The organism is Bacillus sp. FSL K6-0972 (assembly GCF_037976035.1).
Taxonomy (GTDB): domain Bacteria; phylum Bacillota; class Bacilli; order Bacillales; family Bacillaceae; genus Bacillus; species Bacillus haynesii.
Genome location: NZ_CP150260.1, coordinates 2,216,639 through 2,236,163, shown reverse-complemented (window position 1 = coordinate 2,236,163; position 19,525 = coordinate 2,216,639). Strand labels below are relative to the sequence as shown.

Annotated in this window: 20 protein-coding genes; 13 read left to right on the top strand and 7 right to left on the bottom strand. The window is 39.3% G+C overall.

From position 1 onward, the window contains the following. The first annotated feature begins 24 nt into the window (after nucleotides 1–24). A complete protein-coding gene (locus tag MKX80_RS11140) occupies nucleotides 25–483 on the top strand; it encodes an NUDIX domain-containing protein (RefSeq protein ID WP_154999750.1) in 459 nt (152 codons plus the stop codon). 107 nt (nucleotides 484–590) lie between these two features. Here MKX80_RS11140 and MKX80_RS11135 read toward each other — a convergent pair whose 3' ends face one another. Together MKX80_RS11135 and MKX80_RS11130 are read right to left on the bottom strand one after the other, a co-directional pair. Beyond that, nucleotides 591–776, bottom strand: a complete 186-nt coding sequence (locus tag MKX80_RS11135) for a type Z 30S ribosomal protein S14 (RefSeq protein WP_003182651.1) — start codon at nucleotides 774–776, stop codon at nucleotides 591–593. A 762-nt stretch (nucleotides 777–1,538) separates the two neighbouring features. Further along, nucleotides 1,539–2,162, bottom strand: coding sequence for a LysE family translocator (locus MKX80_RS11130; RefSeq protein ID WP_268311317.1), 624 nt, complete (start codon nucleotides 2,160–2,162; stop codon nucleotides 1,539–1,541). A gap of 171 nt (nucleotides 2,163–2,333) precedes the next feature. On the opposite strand from MKX80_RS11130, the gene MKX80_RS11125 reads away from it, so the two are divergent. Further along, nucleotides 2,334–2,570 (top strand): CotD family spore coat protein, encoded by a 237-nt coding sequence (locus MKX80_RS11125; protein WP_154999752.1) that lies wholly within the window; start codon nucleotides 2,334–2,336, stop codon nucleotides 2,568–2,570. An 81-nt stretch (nucleotides 2,571–2,651) separates the two neighbouring features. Here the strand turns inward: MKX80_RS11125 and MKX80_RS11120 are convergent, their stop codons facing one another. Further along, complete coding sequence (locus tag MKX80_RS11120; protein WP_154999753.1) at nucleotides 2,652–3,155, bottom strand: hypothetical protein; 504 nt, start codon at nucleotides 3,153–3,155, stop codon at nucleotides 2,652–2,654. Between the two features lie 133 nt (nucleotides 3,156–3,288). Here MKX80_RS11120 and MKX80_RS11115 point away from each other — a divergent pair, with 133 nt between their 5' ends. The 4 genes from MKX80_RS11115 (at nucleotide 3,289) to MKX80_RS11100 (ending at nucleotide 6,626) form a co-directional block, all read left to right on the top strand. Further along, complete coding sequence (locus tag MKX80_RS11115) at nucleotides 3,289–4,071, top strand: alpha/beta hydrolase (protein WP_244958281.1); 783 nt, start codon at nucleotides 3,289–3,291, stop codon at nucleotides 4,069–4,071. A gap of 207 nt (nucleotides 4,072–4,278) precedes the next feature. After that, entirely contained in the window at nucleotides 4,279–4,488 is a 210-nt protein-coding gene (locus MKX80_RS11110) for a hypothetical protein (protein WP_268311319.1), read from the top strand. 235 nt (nucleotides 4,489–4,723) lie between these two features. Next, on the top strand, nucleotides 4,724–4,972 hold the full coding sequence (locus MKX80_RS11105) for a CotD family spore coat protein (RefSeq protein ID WP_339226780.1): 249 nt from the start codon (nucleotides 4,724–4,726) through the stop codon (nucleotides 4,970–4,972). Nucleotides 4,973–5,276: 304 nt separating this feature from the next. Beyond that, nucleotides 5,277–6,626 (top strand): amidohydrolase family protein, encoded by a 1,350-nt coding sequence (locus MKX80_RS11100; protein WP_268315041.1) that lies wholly within the window; start codon nucleotides 5,277–5,279, stop codon nucleotides 6,624–6,626. A 174-nt stretch (nucleotides 6,627–6,800) separates the two neighbouring features. Here the strand turns inward: MKX80_RS11100 and MKX80_RS11095 are convergent, their stop codons facing one another. The 3 genes from MKX80_RS11095 to MKX80_RS11085 form a co-directional block, all read right to left on the bottom strand. Then, nucleotides 6,801–7,445, bottom strand: coding sequence for a DUF1796 family putative cysteine peptidase (locus tag MKX80_RS11095; protein WP_182070530.1), 645 nt, complete (start codon nucleotides 7,443–7,445; stop codon nucleotides 6,801–6,803). A 154-nt stretch (nucleotides 7,446–7,599) separates the two neighbouring features. Next, complete coding sequence (locus MKX80_RS11090) at nucleotides 7,600–8,451, bottom strand: SMI1/KNR4 family protein (protein ID WP_154999758.1); 852 nt, start codon at nucleotides 8,449–8,451, stop codon at nucleotides 7,600–7,602. Between the two features lie 100 nt (nucleotides 8,452–8,551). Beyond that, entirely contained in the window at nucleotides 8,552–8,989 is a 438-nt protein-coding gene (locus MKX80_RS11085; RefSeq protein WP_154999759.1) for a hypothetical protein, read from the bottom strand. A 429-nt stretch (nucleotides 8,990–9,418) separates the two neighbouring features. On the opposite strand from MKX80_RS11085, the gene MKX80_RS11080 reads away from it, so the two are divergent. Beyond that, nucleotides 9,419–10,621 carry a Ger(x)C family spore germination protein gene (locus MKX80_RS11080; RefSeq protein ID WP_182070531.1) on the top strand — a complete coding sequence of 401 codons (1,203 nt, stop codon included), beginning with the start codon at nucleotides 9,419–9,421 and terminating at the stop codon, nucleotides 10,619–10,621. Between the two features lie 269 nt (nucleotides 10,622–10,890). Here the strand turns inward: MKX80_RS11080 and MKX80_RS11075 are convergent, their stop codons facing one another. Next, nucleotides 10,891–11,178, bottom strand: coding sequence for a YozQ family protein (locus tag MKX80_RS11075; RefSeq protein ID WP_182070532.1), 288 nt, complete (start codon nucleotides 11,176–11,178; stop codon nucleotides 10,891–10,893). A gap of 567 nt (nucleotides 11,179–11,745) precedes the next feature. Here MKX80_RS11075 and MKX80_RS11070 point away from each other — a divergent pair. From MKX80_RS11070 to MKX80_RS11045, 6 genes are all read left to right on the top strand, one after another. Then, on the top strand, nucleotides 11,746–14,028 hold the full coding sequence (locus MKX80_RS11070) for an asparagine synthase-related protein (protein ID WP_182070533.1): 2,283 nt from the start codon (nucleotides 11,746–11,748) through the stop codon (nucleotides 14,026–14,028). Nucleotides 14,029–15,161: 1,133 nt separating this feature from the next. Then, the gene (locus MKX80_RS11065; RefSeq protein ID WP_176274627.1) at nucleotides 15,162–15,554 is read left to right on the top strand and encodes a DUF5082 family protein; all 393 of its coding nucleotides are present in this window, start codon (nucleotides 15,162–15,164) and stop codon (nucleotides 15,552–15,554) included. A 7-nt stretch (nucleotides 15,555–15,561) separates the two neighbouring features. Then, nucleotides 15,562–15,840, top strand: coding sequence for a YwqI/YxiC family protein (locus MKX80_RS11060; RefSeq protein WP_182070534.1), 279 nt, complete (start codon nucleotides 15,562–15,564; stop codon nucleotides 15,838–15,840). An 11-nt stretch (nucleotides 15,841–15,851) separates the two neighbouring features. Next, the gene (locus tag MKX80_RS11055) at nucleotides 15,852–17,738 is read left to right on the top strand and encodes a T7SS effector LXG polymorphic toxin (RefSeq protein ID WP_339226770.1); all 1,887 of its coding nucleotides are present in this window, start codon (nucleotides 15,852–15,854) and stop codon (nucleotides 17,736–17,738) included. An 18-nt stretch (nucleotides 17,739–17,756) separates the two neighbouring features. Continuing rightward, nucleotides 17,757–18,221, top strand: a complete 465-nt coding sequence (locus MKX80_RS11050; RefSeq protein ID WP_268343398.1) for an SMI1/KNR4 family protein — start codon at nucleotides 17,757–17,759, stop codon at nucleotides 18,219–18,221. A 422-nt stretch (nucleotides 18,222–18,643) separates the two neighbouring features. Then, a complete protein-coding gene (locus tag MKX80_RS11045) occupies nucleotides 18,644–19,309 on the top strand; it encodes a PilZ domain-containing protein (protein WP_268343397.1) in 666 nt (221 codons plus the stop codon). Nucleotides 19,310–19,525 lie beyond the last annotated feature (216 nt).

The following is a 19,525-nucleotide window of genomic DNA, read 5'->3' as shown; positions in this document are numbered from 1 at the left end:
CCAAAGGGAATTGAGGAGAAATGGATGTCGCAAAATGGAATTGTTTTAGTAGCCAGTGTATCAATCTTTAGCGATGATAAAGTCTTGATGATAAAAGAGAATAAACCTGCTGCTATTAATAAATGGAACTTTCCGAGTGGACGTATCGAATATGGAGAGGACATTCTCTATTCAGCTCGAAGGGAAGTTAAAGAGGAAACAGGATTGGACGTAAACCTGATTGCCGCTACTGGTGTATATAATTTTATCAGTAGTACAAAGAATCAAGTTATTTTATTTCATTTTATTGGTGAAGTTACTGGAGGTTCTTTAAATCTCGAAGAAGATGAAATTGTAGACAGCAAGTGGATAAAAGTAAATGACCTTGTAACATTTAAAAACGAAGACTTACGAGAACCAAATGTAATAAAGCAAATCATTGATAACTTATTAAAAGAGAATTTACACTCAACTAGTGTGTATAATGAGCAACTGATTAAATAGTTCTTATTGAGCTAGGGGATGTTAGTTGAACAAACGTATCAACATTAAAATTTAACAGAGCCTAAATAAAAAAAGCCAGCCTTTTGGAAAGGCTGACGAAATCGTTCTTACCAGCTTGCTTTTTTAACGCCAGGGATATGCCCTTTGTAAGCAAGCTCACGGAAGCAGATGCGGCACAACTTAAACTTCCGAATCACGGAATGCGGTCTGCCGCAGCGTTCACAGCGGGTGTACTCTCTGACTTTGAACTTTTGTTCCCGTTTTTGTTTGACAATCATTGAAGTCTTGGCCATCTTTTTTACCTCCTTTTAGCTATATTGATTTATATAAATAAAAATAGATTTTTATTTCTGTAAACAATTTATTATAACATTTAAAATATCATTTGTAAATAAATTGAAAAGACTCGATGTTCGAGTCTTTTTTACTGATGAAAAGTGAAAATGAATCTCATTTTTTAAGCGAAACTTTGTAGCAGATATGCGACTCAAACGATCCCGTTTTACCTCAGGTAAACGGCAAATTCTATCAATAAAGACCCATGCTGATCGATTGACTGATCTGCCGTCCCTAAGATCGATGAGTCTGCTTCATTTAATCTGATCATTTGGATTGAGCGGAAAATAACCGATTTGCATCAATACGAAGCAGCGGGAAATTTGTATACTGGCTTCAAAGAAAGGGGGGAGTATAGAGAACAATAACACTTTAGATTTTTGTCTCATTGTCTGGCACTCCACTATGCAATGAAACGAAGGAGAAATCAAACACAGCAAGAAAGCTCTGTAGAATTTGACAGCCTTGTGATCTACTCCAGCTAAAGAAACAAATCACTTCGCTTCCACAACACCGGCTCCCACTCAAAGATCAAGCTTGAAAACGAAAAATGGAATGCAGGGCTGTTCATTTTCACATGAACCTCGATGTTTTAGGGATGAAATTGCCGCCGTGTCCATGAAAGCGGCGCCGACGGCGGAAATGGTAAATGCGTCAAATGTTATAAGCGGCAAAATTGGAAAAAGGTGTGCAAGCTGCACACCTTTTTTTCAGCGGCGCTACCTTTGGCTGACCGCTATTTTAAGCCCGATTAAAGCGAATAAAGACCCTTCAAGCAAATGAACTTTTTTAGCGGCTTGCGGACTTCTGCGCAGCCGGTCTCCGACTTTTTCCGCAAACAGGCTGATCATCACAAAAATAACGAACGCTTGAATTAAAAAGAACATGCCGTAAACGAGCATTTGCGTTGTCACATTGAAGGTGCCGGGGTGAGTAAATTGCGGAAGAAAGGCAATGAAGAACAATGAGACCTTCGGGTTTAACAGATTCATCACAACGCCTTTTTGATATAAAGCCCTGCGGTTCAATGAGTCTTTGGCTTCAAGGTTGAAGCCAGTGCTTTTTTGCCGAAAAGACTGGTAAGCTAAAAACAGCAGATAGGCTGCACCTGCATATTTCACGATCGAGAAGGCGACAGCTGATTGATAGATCGCAGCAGAAATGCCTGCTGCAGCCGCGATGATGTGGCCGATTAACCCTGTGCATAGTCCGCAAGCGGTTGCTACACCTGCCGATTTTCCCTTTGAGATGCTCTGTGCCAAAACGAACAGGTTGTCAGGGCCCGGCATAAGTGTAAGCAGTACGGCCGCACCCAAAAAAGAAACGATCGATATCACGTCCATCTGTCCAACTCCATTTTTATCAATATTTTCTATTATATCATCTGAGAAACTTTTTTTAGCGAAAAGGCGTGGAAAATGGACGGATTTTTAGTTTCTTGTATTAGTACAAGTTTGTGCTAATCAACATACTTTGATAGTGAAGAATGAAACTCAAGGAAGGGAGAAGTGCTTATGTCTTACTGCAAACCGCGCGTTCTGCCGCCAGTTGTGCATCCTACTAGATACTGTGAGGATCACAGATACTCTAAAACGATCGTTCCTCACATCCATCCGCAGCATATTAAAAAAGTGGATCATCACAAATACGATCATGTTCACTATTATCCGCACTCTTATTCAAGCTATAAGCCGGTTTATCATGACCACTCTTACTGCGGTAAACCTTGCGAACGCTACAAAAAATACTAACCTTTCCGGAAGAAAAAATTCTTCTCATGAAAAAAGGCCGTAAGGAGCGTCCTGATGGAGCTTTTACGGCCTTTTTTTGAGTTAGCCCCTGCATCCTTGCAACGTCCCCTGCAAAACAGCTTGGCCGGCTTTTTTCGTCTTTGAATTGAAAGGGCGCACTTCGACTCGGGTATTCACAGTCAGCTCCGACGATATTTCGTCAAACTTGCCCGCCCAAGGACTTCCGCCAAACCAGCTCGGCGCGTCTTCCTGGACTTGATGCATGGTAAAGCGCCAGCTGATCTGGCCCGGTATCCGGGCAATTCCTTCAAATTGATCATAATCTCCAAATGAAGCAGGGGCCGGAAGCCAATCAGCGTAGATGCCGACGCTCTGCCGTTCCCTGACAGGACTCGCGGGGTCTTCGGTATACGGTTTCTTCACTTTCGCAATTAAAGCCGTTCCGCGGGCATTGGGAATATCCTGGGCTGGATGAAGAACAACGCTGCATGGATAAGGTACTTGTCCGGCCGGCTGTGCTTGGATCGCTGCCGCAGGCAGCATAAGGACAAGCGATATCGCCAGACTTCTCAGCAGTGCCACCATTGAACCACCTCCGTATCTTGAAATAGTCTAACCAGTCAGCCTTTTCACATTCTTCACATTCAGCCATCGGAGACATTCACCTATTTATATCTTGGGAGTATCTTATGGTAAAGACATGATCGGGGGCGACGGCGTGGGATACTTTATTCAGGCAGAAACAGGCGTTAATCTGTACGTTGAAGACATCAATCCTCAAAGCGGCAAAGCAATTGTATTTTTGCACGGCTGGCCATTAAGCCATCTGCAGTTTGAATATCAATTTGACGATCTTTCGCGAAAGGGATACCGCTGTATCGGCATTGACTGGCGGGGATTCGGGCGTTCGGATAAGCCGGCGACGGGCTACAATTACAACCGTTTGGCTGATGATATCCGTGCTGTTGTTGAGGCGCTTCAATTAAACAACTTCACGCTCGCCGGTCATTCAACCGGCGGCGCCATAGCACTCCGCTATATGTCCCGATACAGGGGCTCTGGGGTTTCAAAGCTGGTTTTGATCGATGCGGCGGCACCTGTGGGATTTACTGAAGAGACGGCAGCCAAATTGCTTCAGCAAGCGTCTAACGATCGTCCTAAGATGATGCGTGAAGTGACCGACACATTTTTCTTTCAATATATTACACAACCGTTCTCGGACTGGTTTTTTCAATTGGGATTGCAGGCCGCAGGCTGGTCGACAAAAGCGGTCATCGAAATGCTGAGAGATGAGAAACTGTATGAAGATCTTGGAAAAGTCGCTGCTCCGACCTTAATTATTCACGGTATTCAAGACAAGGTGATTCCGTTTGCACAAGCAAAGGAACTCAGCCGTAAAATAAGAAATTCATATCTTGTTCCGTTTCAATACAGCGGACACGGCCCGTTCTGGGAGGAACGCGAAATGTTCAATCGGATTTTAACGCAATTTATCGGTTGATTTTATATGGAGGAGCTGCCGCCACATAATGTTCAAAAAGCGGAAAGGAATATTTTGGATAATCATGTTATCATGATAATCACCGGGACTGCTTCTACAGCCTGAAGCGTGAAAAATACCCGAAGTGCAAGTTTTTTACCGGGGTGAATTTCCGTTTAGCGCAGAAGCAGAGGGGTGAATGACGTTTCTGAGGGGGAATGGGATTAAATGAAGTCAATTCAAGCAATCACCGTTCATTCAAAGCATTATGTTGTAGGTGAGCCATGCCATCCGCCAGGATTTAGAGACGAAGCGACCGTTATGAAAATTACCGAAAAAAACAAGTTCTATGGATTAATCAGGGGTTTTGTTGTTCATTTTGATACGAAAACAGAGCTGCATATTCATACAGAGCCCGTCAAGGTTCATTGGAGGTGAAGGACTTTAAGCGAACATTAAAGTATGTTCGTTTAATGTCTTTTTTTACTCCGGAAATAAGGGTATTCAACTGGCCGATGCTTCAGTGTAATAAAACAGATTTTCCAAAAATGGTCTTCAGAAAATGAACGGGCGAAAATAGGGACAAAGTATAGGTACTTATGCAGTCGGGCTTTAGCTTTTCAGCATAATGTACTAGTGAATCTATAAAATGAAGGGAAAGGAGAATGTACAAATGTATTGCAAACGTCATGAGCCGCATGTTTATCCTACGAAATATTGTGAGGATCATAACTACTCAAAATCTGTCGTTCCTCATATTCATCCACAGCATACAAAAAAAATAGACCACCACAAATATGAACATGTTCATTACTATCCGCACACTTACTCACATCATAAGGATGTTTCGCATGAACACTATCATTGCAGAAAACCTTGCAAAGGCTATGAAAAAAAGTCGGACTATGGCCATTGCTATTAATAAAACCTTGATTGTACCTTATTCTGATCGCAGTTAACGTTTCACTTATTTCCAGACCGTAGAAAATACCCGGAAGGGGCTTTTTATGGTCTGTTCCCATTTTGAGAGGTAGTAACCGTGTATATCAACATATTTAACATAGGCTATAGCGAACACATGAGAATTGAATATAGCAAAACGAAAGAATGCAGGCGGAGTTCCAAGTTGCGGAATGCTTATTAATATCATTTATACCTTTTTTATATTAAACTGGTACATATAGGATGATGTTTTCTGAGTTGGCTGGGAAGAAAGGAGAACCATTATGCAAAAAACACTTTTTCAAAACGCAACGATTGTGACGCTTGATCCGCAGCTTCAAACGATCGAAAAAGGGGACATGCTGATTGAAGGCTCCGTCATTCTGGACGTTGCCGAGTCGATTGAATCGGGAGACGCAGAGATTGTTGATGCCTCCAATATGCTGATCATGCCTGGATTTGTTGATACGCACCGCCACGTATGGGAATCTGTGATTCGCGGAATCGGAGCCGACTGGTCCCTGCAAACCTATTTAAACCGGATTTATTATGGGAATTATGGATCGATGAGAAGACCTGAGGATGATTGGGTCGCGAACTATTTAGGAGCGCTTGAGGCGCTCGATGCAGGCGTCACGACTTTGCTGGACTGGACGATGATTGAATCGCCTGATCATACGGACCAGCTGATTGCGGGACTAAAAGACGCCGGCATTCGCGCAGTATTCGCTTTCGGAACATCTGGTGACGCCGAATATTGGGACAGAGACAGCGATCTTTCGAATATGGACGAAGCGAAACGGGTAAAAAAAGCATATTTTCAATCGAAGGATCAGCTTCTGACGATGGGACTTGCAATTCGCGGTCCGGAGTTTTCTTCATGGAAGACATCTGTCTTTGAAATCGAAACGGCACGGGAACTGGATGCCTTATGCAGCATGCATATTGCGTTTGGCAACTGGGGAGCGAAAGATCGTTCGATTGAGAAGCTGAATCAAGCCGGGCTGCTCGGTCCCGATTTAAACATGGTGCATGCCAATGCGATGAGTGAAGAAGAAATGAAAATGCTTGCGGCTCACGGAAGCTCTATTTCTGTGACACCAGAAATAGAGATGATGATGGGGCACGGTTATCCTGTTACAGGGCTCGCCCTGAAAAACGGGGTTCGTCCCGCACTTGGGGTTGATGTTGTGACATCGACGGGAGGAGACCTTTTCGCACAGATGAAATTTGCCCTTCAAGCAGAACGCGCAAAGCACAATGAAGAACTGCTGAGAGAAGGGATCATGCCGGGTCCTGAATTGAGCATTTCGGCCGAACAAATCCTGAAAGCGGCCACCATTGACGGGGCGAGGGCCTTAAGGCTCGATCATAAAATCGGCTCGCTTTCGCCCGGCAAAGAAGCTGACTTTATCATGGTGAAAACGGACAGCGTCAATTTGCTCCCTTTCACTGATGCGGTGGGGGCAATCGTCCAAAGCACGCACACCGGAAACGTAGATTCCGTATATGTCGCAGGAAAAGCGCTGAAACGAAACGGCCGATTGGTTGATGCAGATCTTGAAAAGGTGAGACAAAAAGCACTGGAAGCAAGAGATCATATTTTATCCCGATCCCCTGAGGGCGCCTTTTAATCTTTCCTTTGAAATTTTCAGTGATAAACTTGCCCTTGCTGGACTTCAGAAAGCCGCTCCTTAGGAATTGTTTCTGTTTGAAGACCAGCTTTTTAGTTTAGTTTTCAGAGAAGAGTATGTATGGAAAAGGTTGTGATGATGTTATAACCTTTTCCTGTCGCTCATAAGTTTTGATTAAAAAGGGACATAACTCACGCCATTAAGCATTTCTCTCCACAAATGATCATTAGACTGCCAGATTTCACGATCTGGAAGTGTAACCGCGCATATTCTTTTTAATGGCCAATTCTGCTCGACGATTCCTTTAACTTTTGCGTGATTGATAAGGAGAACCCTGAAGTCTTTTTGTACTAAATCCGATAATACGGACTCCAGTTCTTCAGCTTCCTTGTAGGTTCCGTTCGTTCTGACAAAAAGGACCCGATTAGCGGTTGACATCTTCTCATAAAATCTGTTGATTCTTCTATTGAATTTTTCCATCACTTCATCGTATGTGGCAAGATGTTCGAGTGTGTTTTTATCTGCTTTAAAATCATGTGCTGAATCGACATGATAATAATCATCTGTTAAAGAGATATAACGGTCAGTGGTATAAACACCTGTTGAGTAGCCTGTTACCCTTAGATTTAGAGGTGCCATAAAATTTGAAAAACGATTCTTTAAAAGGCGGTTCAGTTCGGTCAGGGAAGAGGTACCGACCCAGTCTAAAGGGCCTGCGTACGGCCTTAAGTTGTTTTTTCTAAGCTGAAGAGCAGTTAAACAAAGGTGGCCTAATCCGAAAATGGCATTATAGTCTCCTTTTATATCATTCAAATTCATAATCTAAACTCCTTTTATGGATTATTTCTATTTAGTATTCTATGTTTCATAAAAGGGTTGAGTAACAACAGTTGCCTACATTGAGGTCTCGGAACAGGAGAGTTTATAGAATGGGGCGGAACATAAATAAAAAAACAACATAAAAGTTGTTTTTTTAAAGGGAATCTTTTATCTGTAATAAAAGTATGTCGATATCAGAGTCATTCAAATTCTTTAGAATAGCTGCAATGTCTAAGACCAGCCTTCTTGTTTGTTCATTATCAAGCGTTAAATCTTTATGGTAGGAAATAATGGATTCCAAAACAATGGCAAGTTCGACACCATTGTCAATATTTGCTGTCAAAGAGCTTTCTTTTATTTTTGTCAGGAGCCAATTTAAATCATTCAAACCTTCAATAGGGTAGTAAAGAATCTGATGCAGATCGGCTGCCGAATTTTCAGTCAGAATTTGTTCAGCTTCTTCTTTTGTGATGGCATCTTCCGGATAGACATAGGGAATATCTGCATTCTCAGGATGTATGCCTTCGATATGTTCGCAGCCGTCATCATCAATGGAGTCATCTGTATAAAGTTTAGAGAGAAATTCTCCAAATGAATCGGCTAATTTAAAATTTTCTTCAAATTCTGAGTCAAAATAGTGAACGGGCGGATTTTCTTTCGTCTCCCTGTAGTCAAGCGCTATCCACGTATGGCCGTCACCATGAATAAGGATTAGGTTGTCGGGCAGTCCCCATTCTTTAATAAAGGCTTTACTCTCGAGAATTCCTTCCTTTTTCCCTAAGCCTAATAAGTAGTCAAACTGGACATGATCTTTAGCCCAGGAGGTGGGCCGTTCAGAAGGGAAAGCATTAAAATTGATATAGCCGCCGTTTTGTTCAAGTATAAGCGCTTTGTATTCCTCGGGAAGTTTCACACCTAACTTTTTTTCAGCTTTCAGAATGCCTCTCTTTGAGACGCTTTTTAAAGTGTACGGATCTTCGTCTTCATATTTCCAAAAGTTTTTCAAATGATTCCCCCTCATCCGTTTGTTGTCAGTAACAATAATGCAAAATTGTACTGATCAGGCCTTTTAGCTTGTATTGCCGTCTTGTAGTCTTTTATAACGGCTATCTTTGGCTGAAGGCCGAGAAATAATCATAAGTTTGCGGAATAGCTCCGTATGTTCCTTTAATGCGGATATCCTTACATTCACCTTCGGTATTCTCAAAGTAAAGCCTGTAGGTCCGAGGCATTAACGTGATGACATCCTGAGCAGTTCGGTCAGGCCAGTCCCCTTCAAAATCTTTAATGCTTAAGCTCATAAATCTGCCGGAAAGGTGCATCATCTGAATTTTAATCGTTGTTTTGCAGTTTTCTGCATTAAAAATCGTAAACTTGTAGCCAATATGCCAGTGAGAAACGTTAGAGTCGCTATAGGGAATGTCCTCCACATGAGTTCCCGTAAACGTAAGATTCAGCTTGTGCGGGAACGAATAAGCTTCAGCGCTGCTTCCAAAACTGAAAAATCCACAAACCAACACCGTGATCAGCAAAAAGCGTTTCATTCAATACCCCCTCCTTTTTCCATTTTATTGTAGCATAGATGGATTAAAAAAACGGAAAATTGTGTGAAGGAAAAGCACAAACCGAAAACTAAATCACTCTGCACGTTTGTTCGGTTTCGTATCGTTCAGCTTTTGCTCGTTTCGATGATTCACCAGACAGAAGCTCTCAAAGCAATAAACATAACTCTTTATAAATAAATCGCAAACAAAACTGCTAAACAGTCTTCATAATGTAATCGTTGCTAGCCACTTTGTTACCATTTTGTGTAAACGTCTGCCGAGAAGAAGTAGATGGAGCCGGAATCACGGCCTCTTAAATATATGGTTTTAATTACCGTATATATATAAATTGATCCAAGGAAAAAATAGGATCAGACCTTGTTGAAGCCAGGCAAATTTCCTTGATTTTTTCATGTGAGGAGCGGAAACATGAAACAGAGCACTTATAAGATCTGCTTTTTATTCCCAATAATGATTCTTTTTTTAACTGGATGCTGGAGCAGCCATGAAATTGAAGATCTCGGTTTGACTTTTGCTATGGGATTTGATGAAGGCCGAGAGACGGCACTTGAAAAAAAATTTGATAAAATGGGTGGAGATTACCCCAAAAAAGACCAAATAACCTTGACATACCAATATGTCAATCCGTACACAGCAGGGACCCAGATTGCGGGGGGAAGCGGCAGCAGTCAAAAACCGTACATTAACATATATGAAACAGGCGATTCCTTTCAGCAAATAGGCACTGAAGTAGCACTCAGGCAGGACAGGCCGGTCTTCAGCTCCCACTTAAAGGTGATCGTCATTGCTGCGGATTTGCTTCGTCCATATTCACTGAAGGAATTGCTTGATCAGGCTCTTAGGGACAATGAAATCAGACTGAGCACGCTTGTCCTTGTAACAAGAGGAAGAGCAAGCGATGCACTTGAACTGAAAGACGGCACCGGTAAAATACCCGCGTTTCACCTTAGCAGAATTATTCACAATGACTTTAGGGCGAAAAAAATTCTGCCTCCGATCACTCTTGCCAAACTGCCGGGCATGATGAATGCCGGAACCAGCTATTTGCTTCAAAACATCATCGGTGTCAACGGGGAAATCAAATATGCAGGAGCTGTAGCCATTAACGGAAAAACAAATAAGCTCCTTGGTTTTTTAGATGAAAAAGATTTAGACGGGATCATGTGGATCAAAGGACAAGGGGTAGGTGGTACTGTCAAAAACTATGATCAAAAAACAAAAAAATTGACGGCCATGGCAGTAGATCATCTTAAGAGTGAGATCAAGCCAGTCGTCAAAGGAAACCGCCTTTCATTTAAAGTCAATATTAATTCAGAGGCACACCTGGCTGAAAACTGGAATACAGCCGACGCAGAAATTGACAAAAATTATTTAAAAAGAAAGGAAGCAAGTGCGTCACAAACAGTGAAACAGCTGGTTGAGCAGATCACAGAAAAAATGCAGAGGGAATATAAAGCTGACCTTGCAGGCTTCGGTGATGAAGTGAGGATTCAATATCCCTCTCTTTGGAGAAAGCTGAAGAAAAATTGGGATGAAGTATTCACGGAGATTCCCATTCAATATGATGTGAACATCACGATTGAAGAATTTGGATCACAAAGTAGACATTAGCTTTAACATGACTTTATAAAGGTGCACTAATGACAGTGAGGGGATAGAGGGAATGGGTGAGAACGCTAGGGGGGATGAATAAACTTTTTTTGCAGACGAATGATATATAGAAATGGGCTGTAAAAAGACATTCGTCATCTGATCAAACAGACGCATTTTTATAATCCGGCTATAGATTTTGGCGTTGAACGAATCATTGATTAGAGGACAGTCATTTTTTATTCATTTCAAACGGAACTAACTTTAAAGAGTTAGTTCCGTTTGAATGGCTAGTCCAAATTTTGATCGATCGTTCCTTCAAAATAGTCATCACTGACCTGTTCATGAGTTTCAGCTAATCCTTTTTCCAATTGAGTAGTCCCTTCATAATCCGAGGGATCGAAATATTTTCCGGCCACATCCGTGGTGTCATTTATGTTTTCTTTGTTATCAGTTTCAGTGTTTACGTTTTCTGTCTTAGCATTGCTGTCTAAAGATTGCTGAGAATCATATTTCTTGTCTAGTGAAGAAAATCTTTTGTAATCATCCGGTCTGTCTGCTCCATTTTTTTGCGTCACATTAACCACTCCATATCCGAATTTTAAAGTGAAAAACTTGTAACCGCGGTATTTAGGGTCATCTCTTCGATGTGCTTAGGTTCATGATCTTTGCTTTTTTATTCACTACCTAAATGTTGAATTAATTTTATTTCGTTCACTCCTTTACGAAATAAATTGAAATATTAACTCGTCTTATTCTGTCTAGTAAGAAGTTATTCAATTCGTTTTTTTGCACGGTTTTTTTCCATTAGTGAAGAAAGGGCTACACGTTAGTATCAAGTTGTCTATATTATCCATGAATGATAGACGGAAATTCATGTCATATGAGGTTGATAAGGGATTAAAGCTTGAGAAAATCAATAATTTAGTGAACATCTAATACAAGGGGAAAAGTATCTAGGTATCAAAATAAAAGGAGTATTTAGAATTACTTAATAATTAAGATTGCAGTGGAATCTAATGAGCCTTTTTGATCATCACTGACTTCTTATGCATAATTTTATGAATTTTTCTTGAATAAAATGTCCCTTTTTCACCATAATGTGATAAAATAAATCATATTAGATAAGATAGTAGGTGTTGCATATGAAGGGTTTTTTATATCTAAATGAAAAACGAACCAAACATGTAAAAGCAGATTCCAATATAAAGAAAATTAAAGAGATTTTTTCACGTTTTTTTGGAAGAAATCATGTTAATGTAAATGAATTTATCAATGACAATATTGCTTTTTATAATTTCTCTAACGAATCTGTACCTATAAAATACAATTTTCCTCCATATCACTTCGGAATATCAGGAGACTTTTTAGGGGATGAATCTGAAGTTTTTAAAGGATTTTTGTCTAGCAATAATAAAGATGAATACCTATCAAATACAGGAGGCATTTTTGCATTTTCGGCATTTCGGGAGCAGGATAAGCGATTTATAGCTTGGAATAACGTAACAAGAGCTGAGCCAATTTATTGGTGTGATACTCCTGAAAGAATTGTGGTTGGAACTAAAGCACTCATAGTGCATTTAATTGCATATGAAATAAACAAACCTCAGTATGACATCAGTTCTTTTACTTCTTTTATAAATAATGGGTTTTATTGTGATGAAGCAACACCATTTAAAGGCGTAAATGTGTTGGAACGAAACAGTCGTATAGAGGTAAAGGAACACAAAATAACTATAAAGCAAATAGATGACTTTGATGATCAAATGTATTCGGTAGAGCCGAGTAAAGAGTATTACGACGAGATTACAGAACTTTTTCTTGAAAGCTTTACTTTTTTAAAAAAACAAAATACAACTTATAAAATTGGTTTAACGGGAGGGAAAGATAGTCGTTTAGTAGTAGCAGCAATGAATAGATTAGGACTTGATTTAGAAGCGACTACTAATGGATTTGAAGATACTCCGGATGTTGTTATCGCTAAACAAATATCTGATAGTTTAGGAATTCCCCACCATACGAAACTCCCTTCGTACAAGCAAAATATTATGAATGTGGATTTATATACAAGGGCCGTAAATGTGATAAAAAATACCGAAGGTATGATATTTTCATATGAAAATATTAATGGGCTTAAAGACGGTTTTGATACAGACAAAATTATTTTAGGAGGACAAGGGGGGGAACTCTTAAGAGGTGGCTATGCGAAAAATGCAAACATCACATCTAAAGAATCTCTTCAAAACTACCTTTTGTCAAACTTTTTCAAATACGAAAATATAATAACAGAAGAAGCATCCTTACGATATAAGGAATTTTTATTTAATTTTATTGATAAACATCAAACCCATTTAAATTACCACGATATATTAAACAGTTTTTACTTAAGCTATAGGTGTGGAAGGTGGTCTGCAACATCAAGATCAGCATATGCAATGGGAATGAAAAACTACCCTCCATTGTTTGAAGCAAGATTAGTCAAAAAAGCGCAGATGCTAAAAACACAATATTGTAGAGACGAGTATTTAATATATAATATTTTAATGAGAATTGCACCTGAGTTAGTGAATATCCCGTTTGCGGAGGATCGGTGGTATTTTGAAAAGCATCATCCCTATAGTAAACGGGATCTTACAAAATGGATCAGCCGAAAGCCTATATATGCAACAACTAAAAGAAGCGGATTCAATTGGAGAACAAATGTTTTAAGTAATCATAAAAAACAATTTCAAGAAATTATATTTTCCAATGAAAGCTCTCCTTTATTTGATATAGTAAATAAAAACGAGTTGAAGAAACTTTTTAACAAAGAAGGTAATTTTCTTGGTAAGTATGACATACTTTTGTGGAGTCTTTATACTGCAAGTGTATTGTTGTCTGATCATTGGTTTACAGGAGAAAAAGAAAATTCTAGAATGAGAATTAACATTCCGGAAAGTTCTAAAGTTGTTAAAAAAGGTGTTTTAAACGACATCAAACACATACCAGCAGACGTTTTAACATCATTGCATAAAAAGGTTAGCATATTCCAGATTGATAAAGTTACAAATTATATACAATGGGTAGATGGGCAAGAAGAGGATCGGCTTTATTTTGAATTATTCGACAAGCCTTTTGCTGTTCCTCCTTCGAAAAAATTTGAAAATGTATCATCAACCAAGGGATCCCAGATGGAGTTTTATTTCGAACTAGAAAAATATTGTCCGAATGACTTTTCTCTCGACATTTATTTTATCCAGTATGATAATGAAAAACGAATTTTTTCAGAAAAGACCACATTTAGAATCTTAGATCGTCAGAAATTCTATAGTTATAAAGTGAATCGTCATTCAAAAGCAAAATTTTTTAAGATTGCTTTCAAAATAGCTGGTGCAGAAAAAGACGGCGACTTTTGTATAAATCAAATGAGGATGCATTTTTACAGTTAAAGATTTTGCTGAACTTTATTTTTGAATTAAGAAGGTTATAAATTATATTCCGAGTCTTACCGTCAAGAAAATCTTATTAACTTTTTATATCTGAAAAGAAACCCTTAGGTTAGCCTGACGTCAGGCAGAAGAAATAAAAAAGTTGTTGCATTTTGGAGGGGGGGTTTACAGATGGAAAATGTTGCTCAAACATGCTTTCACAATAAATTCAGGAAAATGCTACGGTAAAAGAGGACCAAAAAATAAGATGTTCACTCATAGAAACAACATATTTTACATGAGACCGCTAAAGGCCACAAATTATTTGAAAAGAAATGAAAACAAAAAATAAATGTCATTCCTAAAAGATTTATTTGGTACATAAAACGACTGAAAATTTGATCATGAAATAATGTTTTTAAACGCAGGGGTGGATTAAAAAATCCGCAACCCTGGTATCAGGACTGTGTTTATCGCCTTTTTCCTAAGTTATTAAATGTGTAGCAGTTTATATTATATATGCTTCTCATAAAACATGCCCATAAATATTCCTAGTTGTAAAAATGTCAGCTTGCCCTAAACGTTAGTGATGAATTTTGGATTTACTCATTCATTTATCACTAAAGTTACAGAAGTATGTCATAATTCATGAAATTCGTTTTTTAGTAAACTCAACAACCATTGATAAACACTTGTAAAGAAGAAGAAATGGTCTTGCCATTCTAACTGATCTCGAAAACAAAGGATAGTCTCATCATTGATCTATGCTCAAAAGCAAATTAAGGGCTATTTGTATGAAGTTTAAAATGAAGATCGGTTTAGGGATTATGATAATAGGACTCGGCTTTCTCAGTCATTTTTCGAACAACGATGAGATGAACACAGCTTCAAGAAACATCACAAGCGCACCCAGTCATGATTTTGTTGTTTAGCTTAAAAATAAGTTTTGAATTATCTTTTTGCAGCCGTTTAATTAGCGGCTTTTTTTCATGCGCTTCAAACTTTCAATTAAAGAATAGGTTTATTGACCTGATCTTTAAGATTCATTTTGTTGGATTGAAAGGATTTATTCACCAATTTCTTTCCGTATAGTGGTAAACTCTTAGTTGGTCATTACTTTTGTCATGCATTTTTCGGGAAGCGAGGTGTTGCAAATGATTGGTTCAATCCTGGGAGAAACGCTGGCTTTAGATATCATGAAAGTTGATTTATCGATGAAGAAAGAATTTTTGGCAGAGCTGAAAGCCTGCCGCAAAGAGCTAGAAAAAGACAAAACAGAGTTCTCTGACTCCAAAAAGACGATCACAGAACCACAGTTGTCGTCTCATACGTGGCAAGGCAGCCTTGCTGACTCCTTTGACCGTATTCGAGACCTAATGAAGACTGCCTACAATGACATCAGCGGAAAACAGCTTTCTGATGTTTTAAGTAAAATCGATGAACGAATCAAATCTTTACAAGAAGATATTCATTCGCTCAGCCAAGAAGTCCGTTCTTTAGAGAAAAAGATAGAGAACGCGAAGCGAGAAGCGCGAAATAAGGAGTAAATGAAAAATGGGTCAAGAAATAAAAGTAAATACCGGAGAAGCCAAACAAGCGCTTTCTAAATTGAAGCACTCCAGCCATTCAATGAATGCGTCGGTTCCGACAGATATCAAGGGCCGGAATCACCTTGATACGACGAAGAAGATAGAGGAATTGAATCAGACGATCAATATGATCGCTTCTTCCTATGCCTCTGCCTTCTCAAAACAAGTCGCCCAAACGGAATCGGCAGTTGACGCAATGATGGACACCGACAAACAGCTGGCTTCATCGATGAAAACAAAATAGAGGAGAATGCCATGAAGACTCTGGATGTTCAGGCGTTGCACAAAGCCATTGATCAAACGCTGGAACAATTAAAACACCAATCAGACGAAATCGTCACAGTCAAAAAAAGCGTTGAAGCCATCACATCGCTTAATGATGCTTTAAAAGGAAAAGGCGGCGATGCGATCCGCAACTTTTATAAAGAGTGCCACACCCCGTTCCTTCAGTTTTACGAAACTTTTATTGAGGAATATCAGTCAGCATTGAAAAAAATCAAACAAGCACTGAATTCCTTGGAACCGAATCACAACGGATTTATATCGCAAACCTTTCTCGAACACGAGCTGGAACAAGGGGTGAATGCAGCCGACCGCACAACGAAGCGTTTGGTATCTAAAACAAACGCCACGATCGCGAAGGTCAGTCATATTGTCGATTTGCCTGATTTGAATGACAGCGATTTTCACGAACAGAACAGGAAAGCCTTAAAGGAAATCAATCAGACAATTGAAAAGCTGCATGCTTTTGACCGCGAACAGACAAGCGCTCTTAAAACCGCTGAAAACGACCTGGAAACGATGCAAAGATACATAAGCCGGCTTGAAAAAATGTACACAGGGCCTAAAATTGAAATTACCGGCTATCAAAAAGGTTCGATTTTAAAACCGGATGAGATGGATGCTTTGCGCGGGGGCCAAGACACAGCGATGGGCGTCATGTTGGATAAGCTGGATAAGAGATCAAAGCTTGAAAAAGAAGTTAGCGAGGTTAGCAAACAGGATAATAAAATCGCTAAACTAAAGAAGAAGCTTGATGATTACAATTTTTCAACAGCTTCAGAGTTTTATGAGATGGCCACGGAAATTGGCTACGAAAACCTTTCCCCTCGGCAACAGCGGTATTTCAATCAAATTGAAGGCGCTCGAAATTTTGGCAACGCAATTAAAGGAAGCGCTGAAGGACTCAAAAATGCAGTTGTCGACACTGCTGTAGGCCTATGGGACATGGTCGTTCACGCAGACGAAACGATTGAGGGCATTAACTTTACGCTTCATCATCCTGATGTCACATTCAATATTATGAAAAAAGGAATTGAAGACTCGTATCAACGAGATGTCGTCAATGGTGATTCTTACACCCAAGCCAGATGGTTTAGCTATGCCATTGGAATGGTCGGTACATCGATTGTTGGCTCTAAAGGCGTTGACAAAGCAGCAAAAGCTGCCAAAGCGGGGAAGGTAGGGCAAGTCGCTGCCAAAGCAACTAAAGCTTCTAAAAAAGTATCGAAACAAGCTTTGGAAAAAAGCCTAGCGTCTTTCAAGAAATCGATGCAAAGGGTTGCTTCAAACATAAAAGGGATTCAAATACACAACCCTTTTGCGCAGCAAATTCAGCTTGCAGGCGGGGGTAAAGTTCCTTATCATGCGCTTAATGGGGAGCATATAAAAGACAGTCTTATTCAGTTTGCGAAGAAAGTTTCTGATATAAGCAGAAAACCGTTTTCAGGAAAAAATATAAATGTACCTTGGTTAAATAAAGAAAGATTTGGCGCAGTAGAAATAGAAGGGGAAGTAAATGCAGCCGGAAAAAACAAGAATATTAACCGAAGAGTTTATACACTTAAGGATATTGACATAAACCAAAAGGACCGAAAAGGGAAAACCAACCTTCAGCGAATGAAAAAAGGAAATGCCCCTTATGCTAAAGATGGAACACTAGTCAACCTTCATCATTTAATTCAAGAAGAGCCAGGTCCAATGGTTGAAATCCCTTCCTCAGTACATCAGAACAATTTTAAAGTTCTACACGGTTTGAAAAAAGGTGGCGAGAGTTTTAGGAACGATAAAGAACTCCGGCTACAATATAACAACTTTAGAAAAAGGTATTGGAAATGGAGAGCAGAACAGTTTGAAAATTAAATTTGGTAGGTGTATAAAATGGATTACTCAAAAGTTCAAAATTTCATTGAAAAATATGCAGAAGAGGATGATTTTACAGGTGGCGTGAGTGAAGCTAAGATAGCTGATATCGAGCATCACCTCAATGTTGTTCTTCCCGAAAGTTATAAATGGTTTTTAAAAAACTATGGCTCAGGTGGAATTTTCGGTGTGGAAATAATCGGATATGACCTTGAGGGGGCCTATGTTGTAGAGCAAACTGAGGACTATAGGAAATATTATGATTTACCCGATGGGATAGTTGTAATAGAGTATGTTGATGAGTTCTCCTATTGCCTCGATACAAATAAAATGGAAGACGGAGAGTGTCCTGTAATTGTATGGGCTAATGACGCAGGTTACGGAGATGTTGTTGCAAATAATTTTCTAGAGTTTTTCATGGAAGACCTGAAGGAGTCTAAAGAAAACTGGGAAGAAGACGAAGAGTGGGACGATGAAGAATAATTTAATATATTCAAGCACTTAATCTCTGATTGAGTGCTTTTTTATGTTCCAATCCGATAAAAATCCGACAAAAAGGGGGATAAAATGGGGGACTTTTTCTATTCCACTTTGTCATATGATAGAGACAAGAAAAACGAACGTGAATATTGAGTCCAAGAAGGAGGGCCTGCGGTCGCTTTTTTAACGCCGGAATGGGAGACACACCTATCCCTGATCAAATGATGTATCGAATGATGATGAAGGTCATCATGGTCACAGGAGAAGCGAATGGATTCTATGCAGTATTGCACGTGATCGTCATCACAGGGCGGTAAGATCCCGTTGATATTATAAGTCTTTGAATGCCTTCTTCTTTTCTTTTTTTAAATTATGTGTCATAGTACCGATATAATGATTAAGTAGAATTGAAAGAGTGATGTCCATTGTTATCTTTAGGAAATATTATAACAATAGAATTTGAAAACGAAATTCAGGAATATGTCCTTGCGAAAAGCAAAGTATTATCCATTGAAGAAAATGTTTTAAGAGTGCATTATCCTGTGGATGAAGAAACGGGGAGAACTGTTATTATTCCAACAAATACAGTAGCAACAGTTCATTTTATAAATGAGCAACAAGTCCCTTATAAATTTAATAGTGTAATACAAGGCCGAGAGATCTATCAGGATATACCTGTATTAAATATGTATTTACCTGAAGAAGATCAAATGACAAAAATTCAAAGACGGCAATTTTTTAGAGTAAATACAACGATTCCTGTCACTGTTCGCCCATATGGATCTGGCTCAATGTTTAAAACATATACAGCAAATATCAGTGCTGGAGGCGCTGCGTTAATCATTGAAGAGACGCAAAAACACGAACCAGAAGAGGACTTGAATCTAAGTATCCATCTACCAAGTGAGGGGCATGATGAAACTGTGATTGACGCTCATGCTCAAGTCAAACGCACTTTCATAGATCGCAGAACAAACAAACAGATCATGACAGTTGAATTTATCAAGATGAGTGAACATGATGAACAAGCACTTGTACATTATTGTATAAAATTGCAATTGACAGAAAGAAGAAAATTGAAAACTGAATAAATGGAATTCGAGGAAGACAGTGATCTGCCTAAAATCCCTTAATTAATTCAGAAGAGATGTTTCTTCCCCGCCATATACATTTATGAAAACCTGTTGGCGAGTTGGTGTCATCAACTGCACTGAAGTGTAGTGACCCTTCACATGTAATAGATATTCTGCATGAAAACGGCAGATCGACAAGCAACATCGTCGGTGAAGCAGTGGAATCCTAGGTCG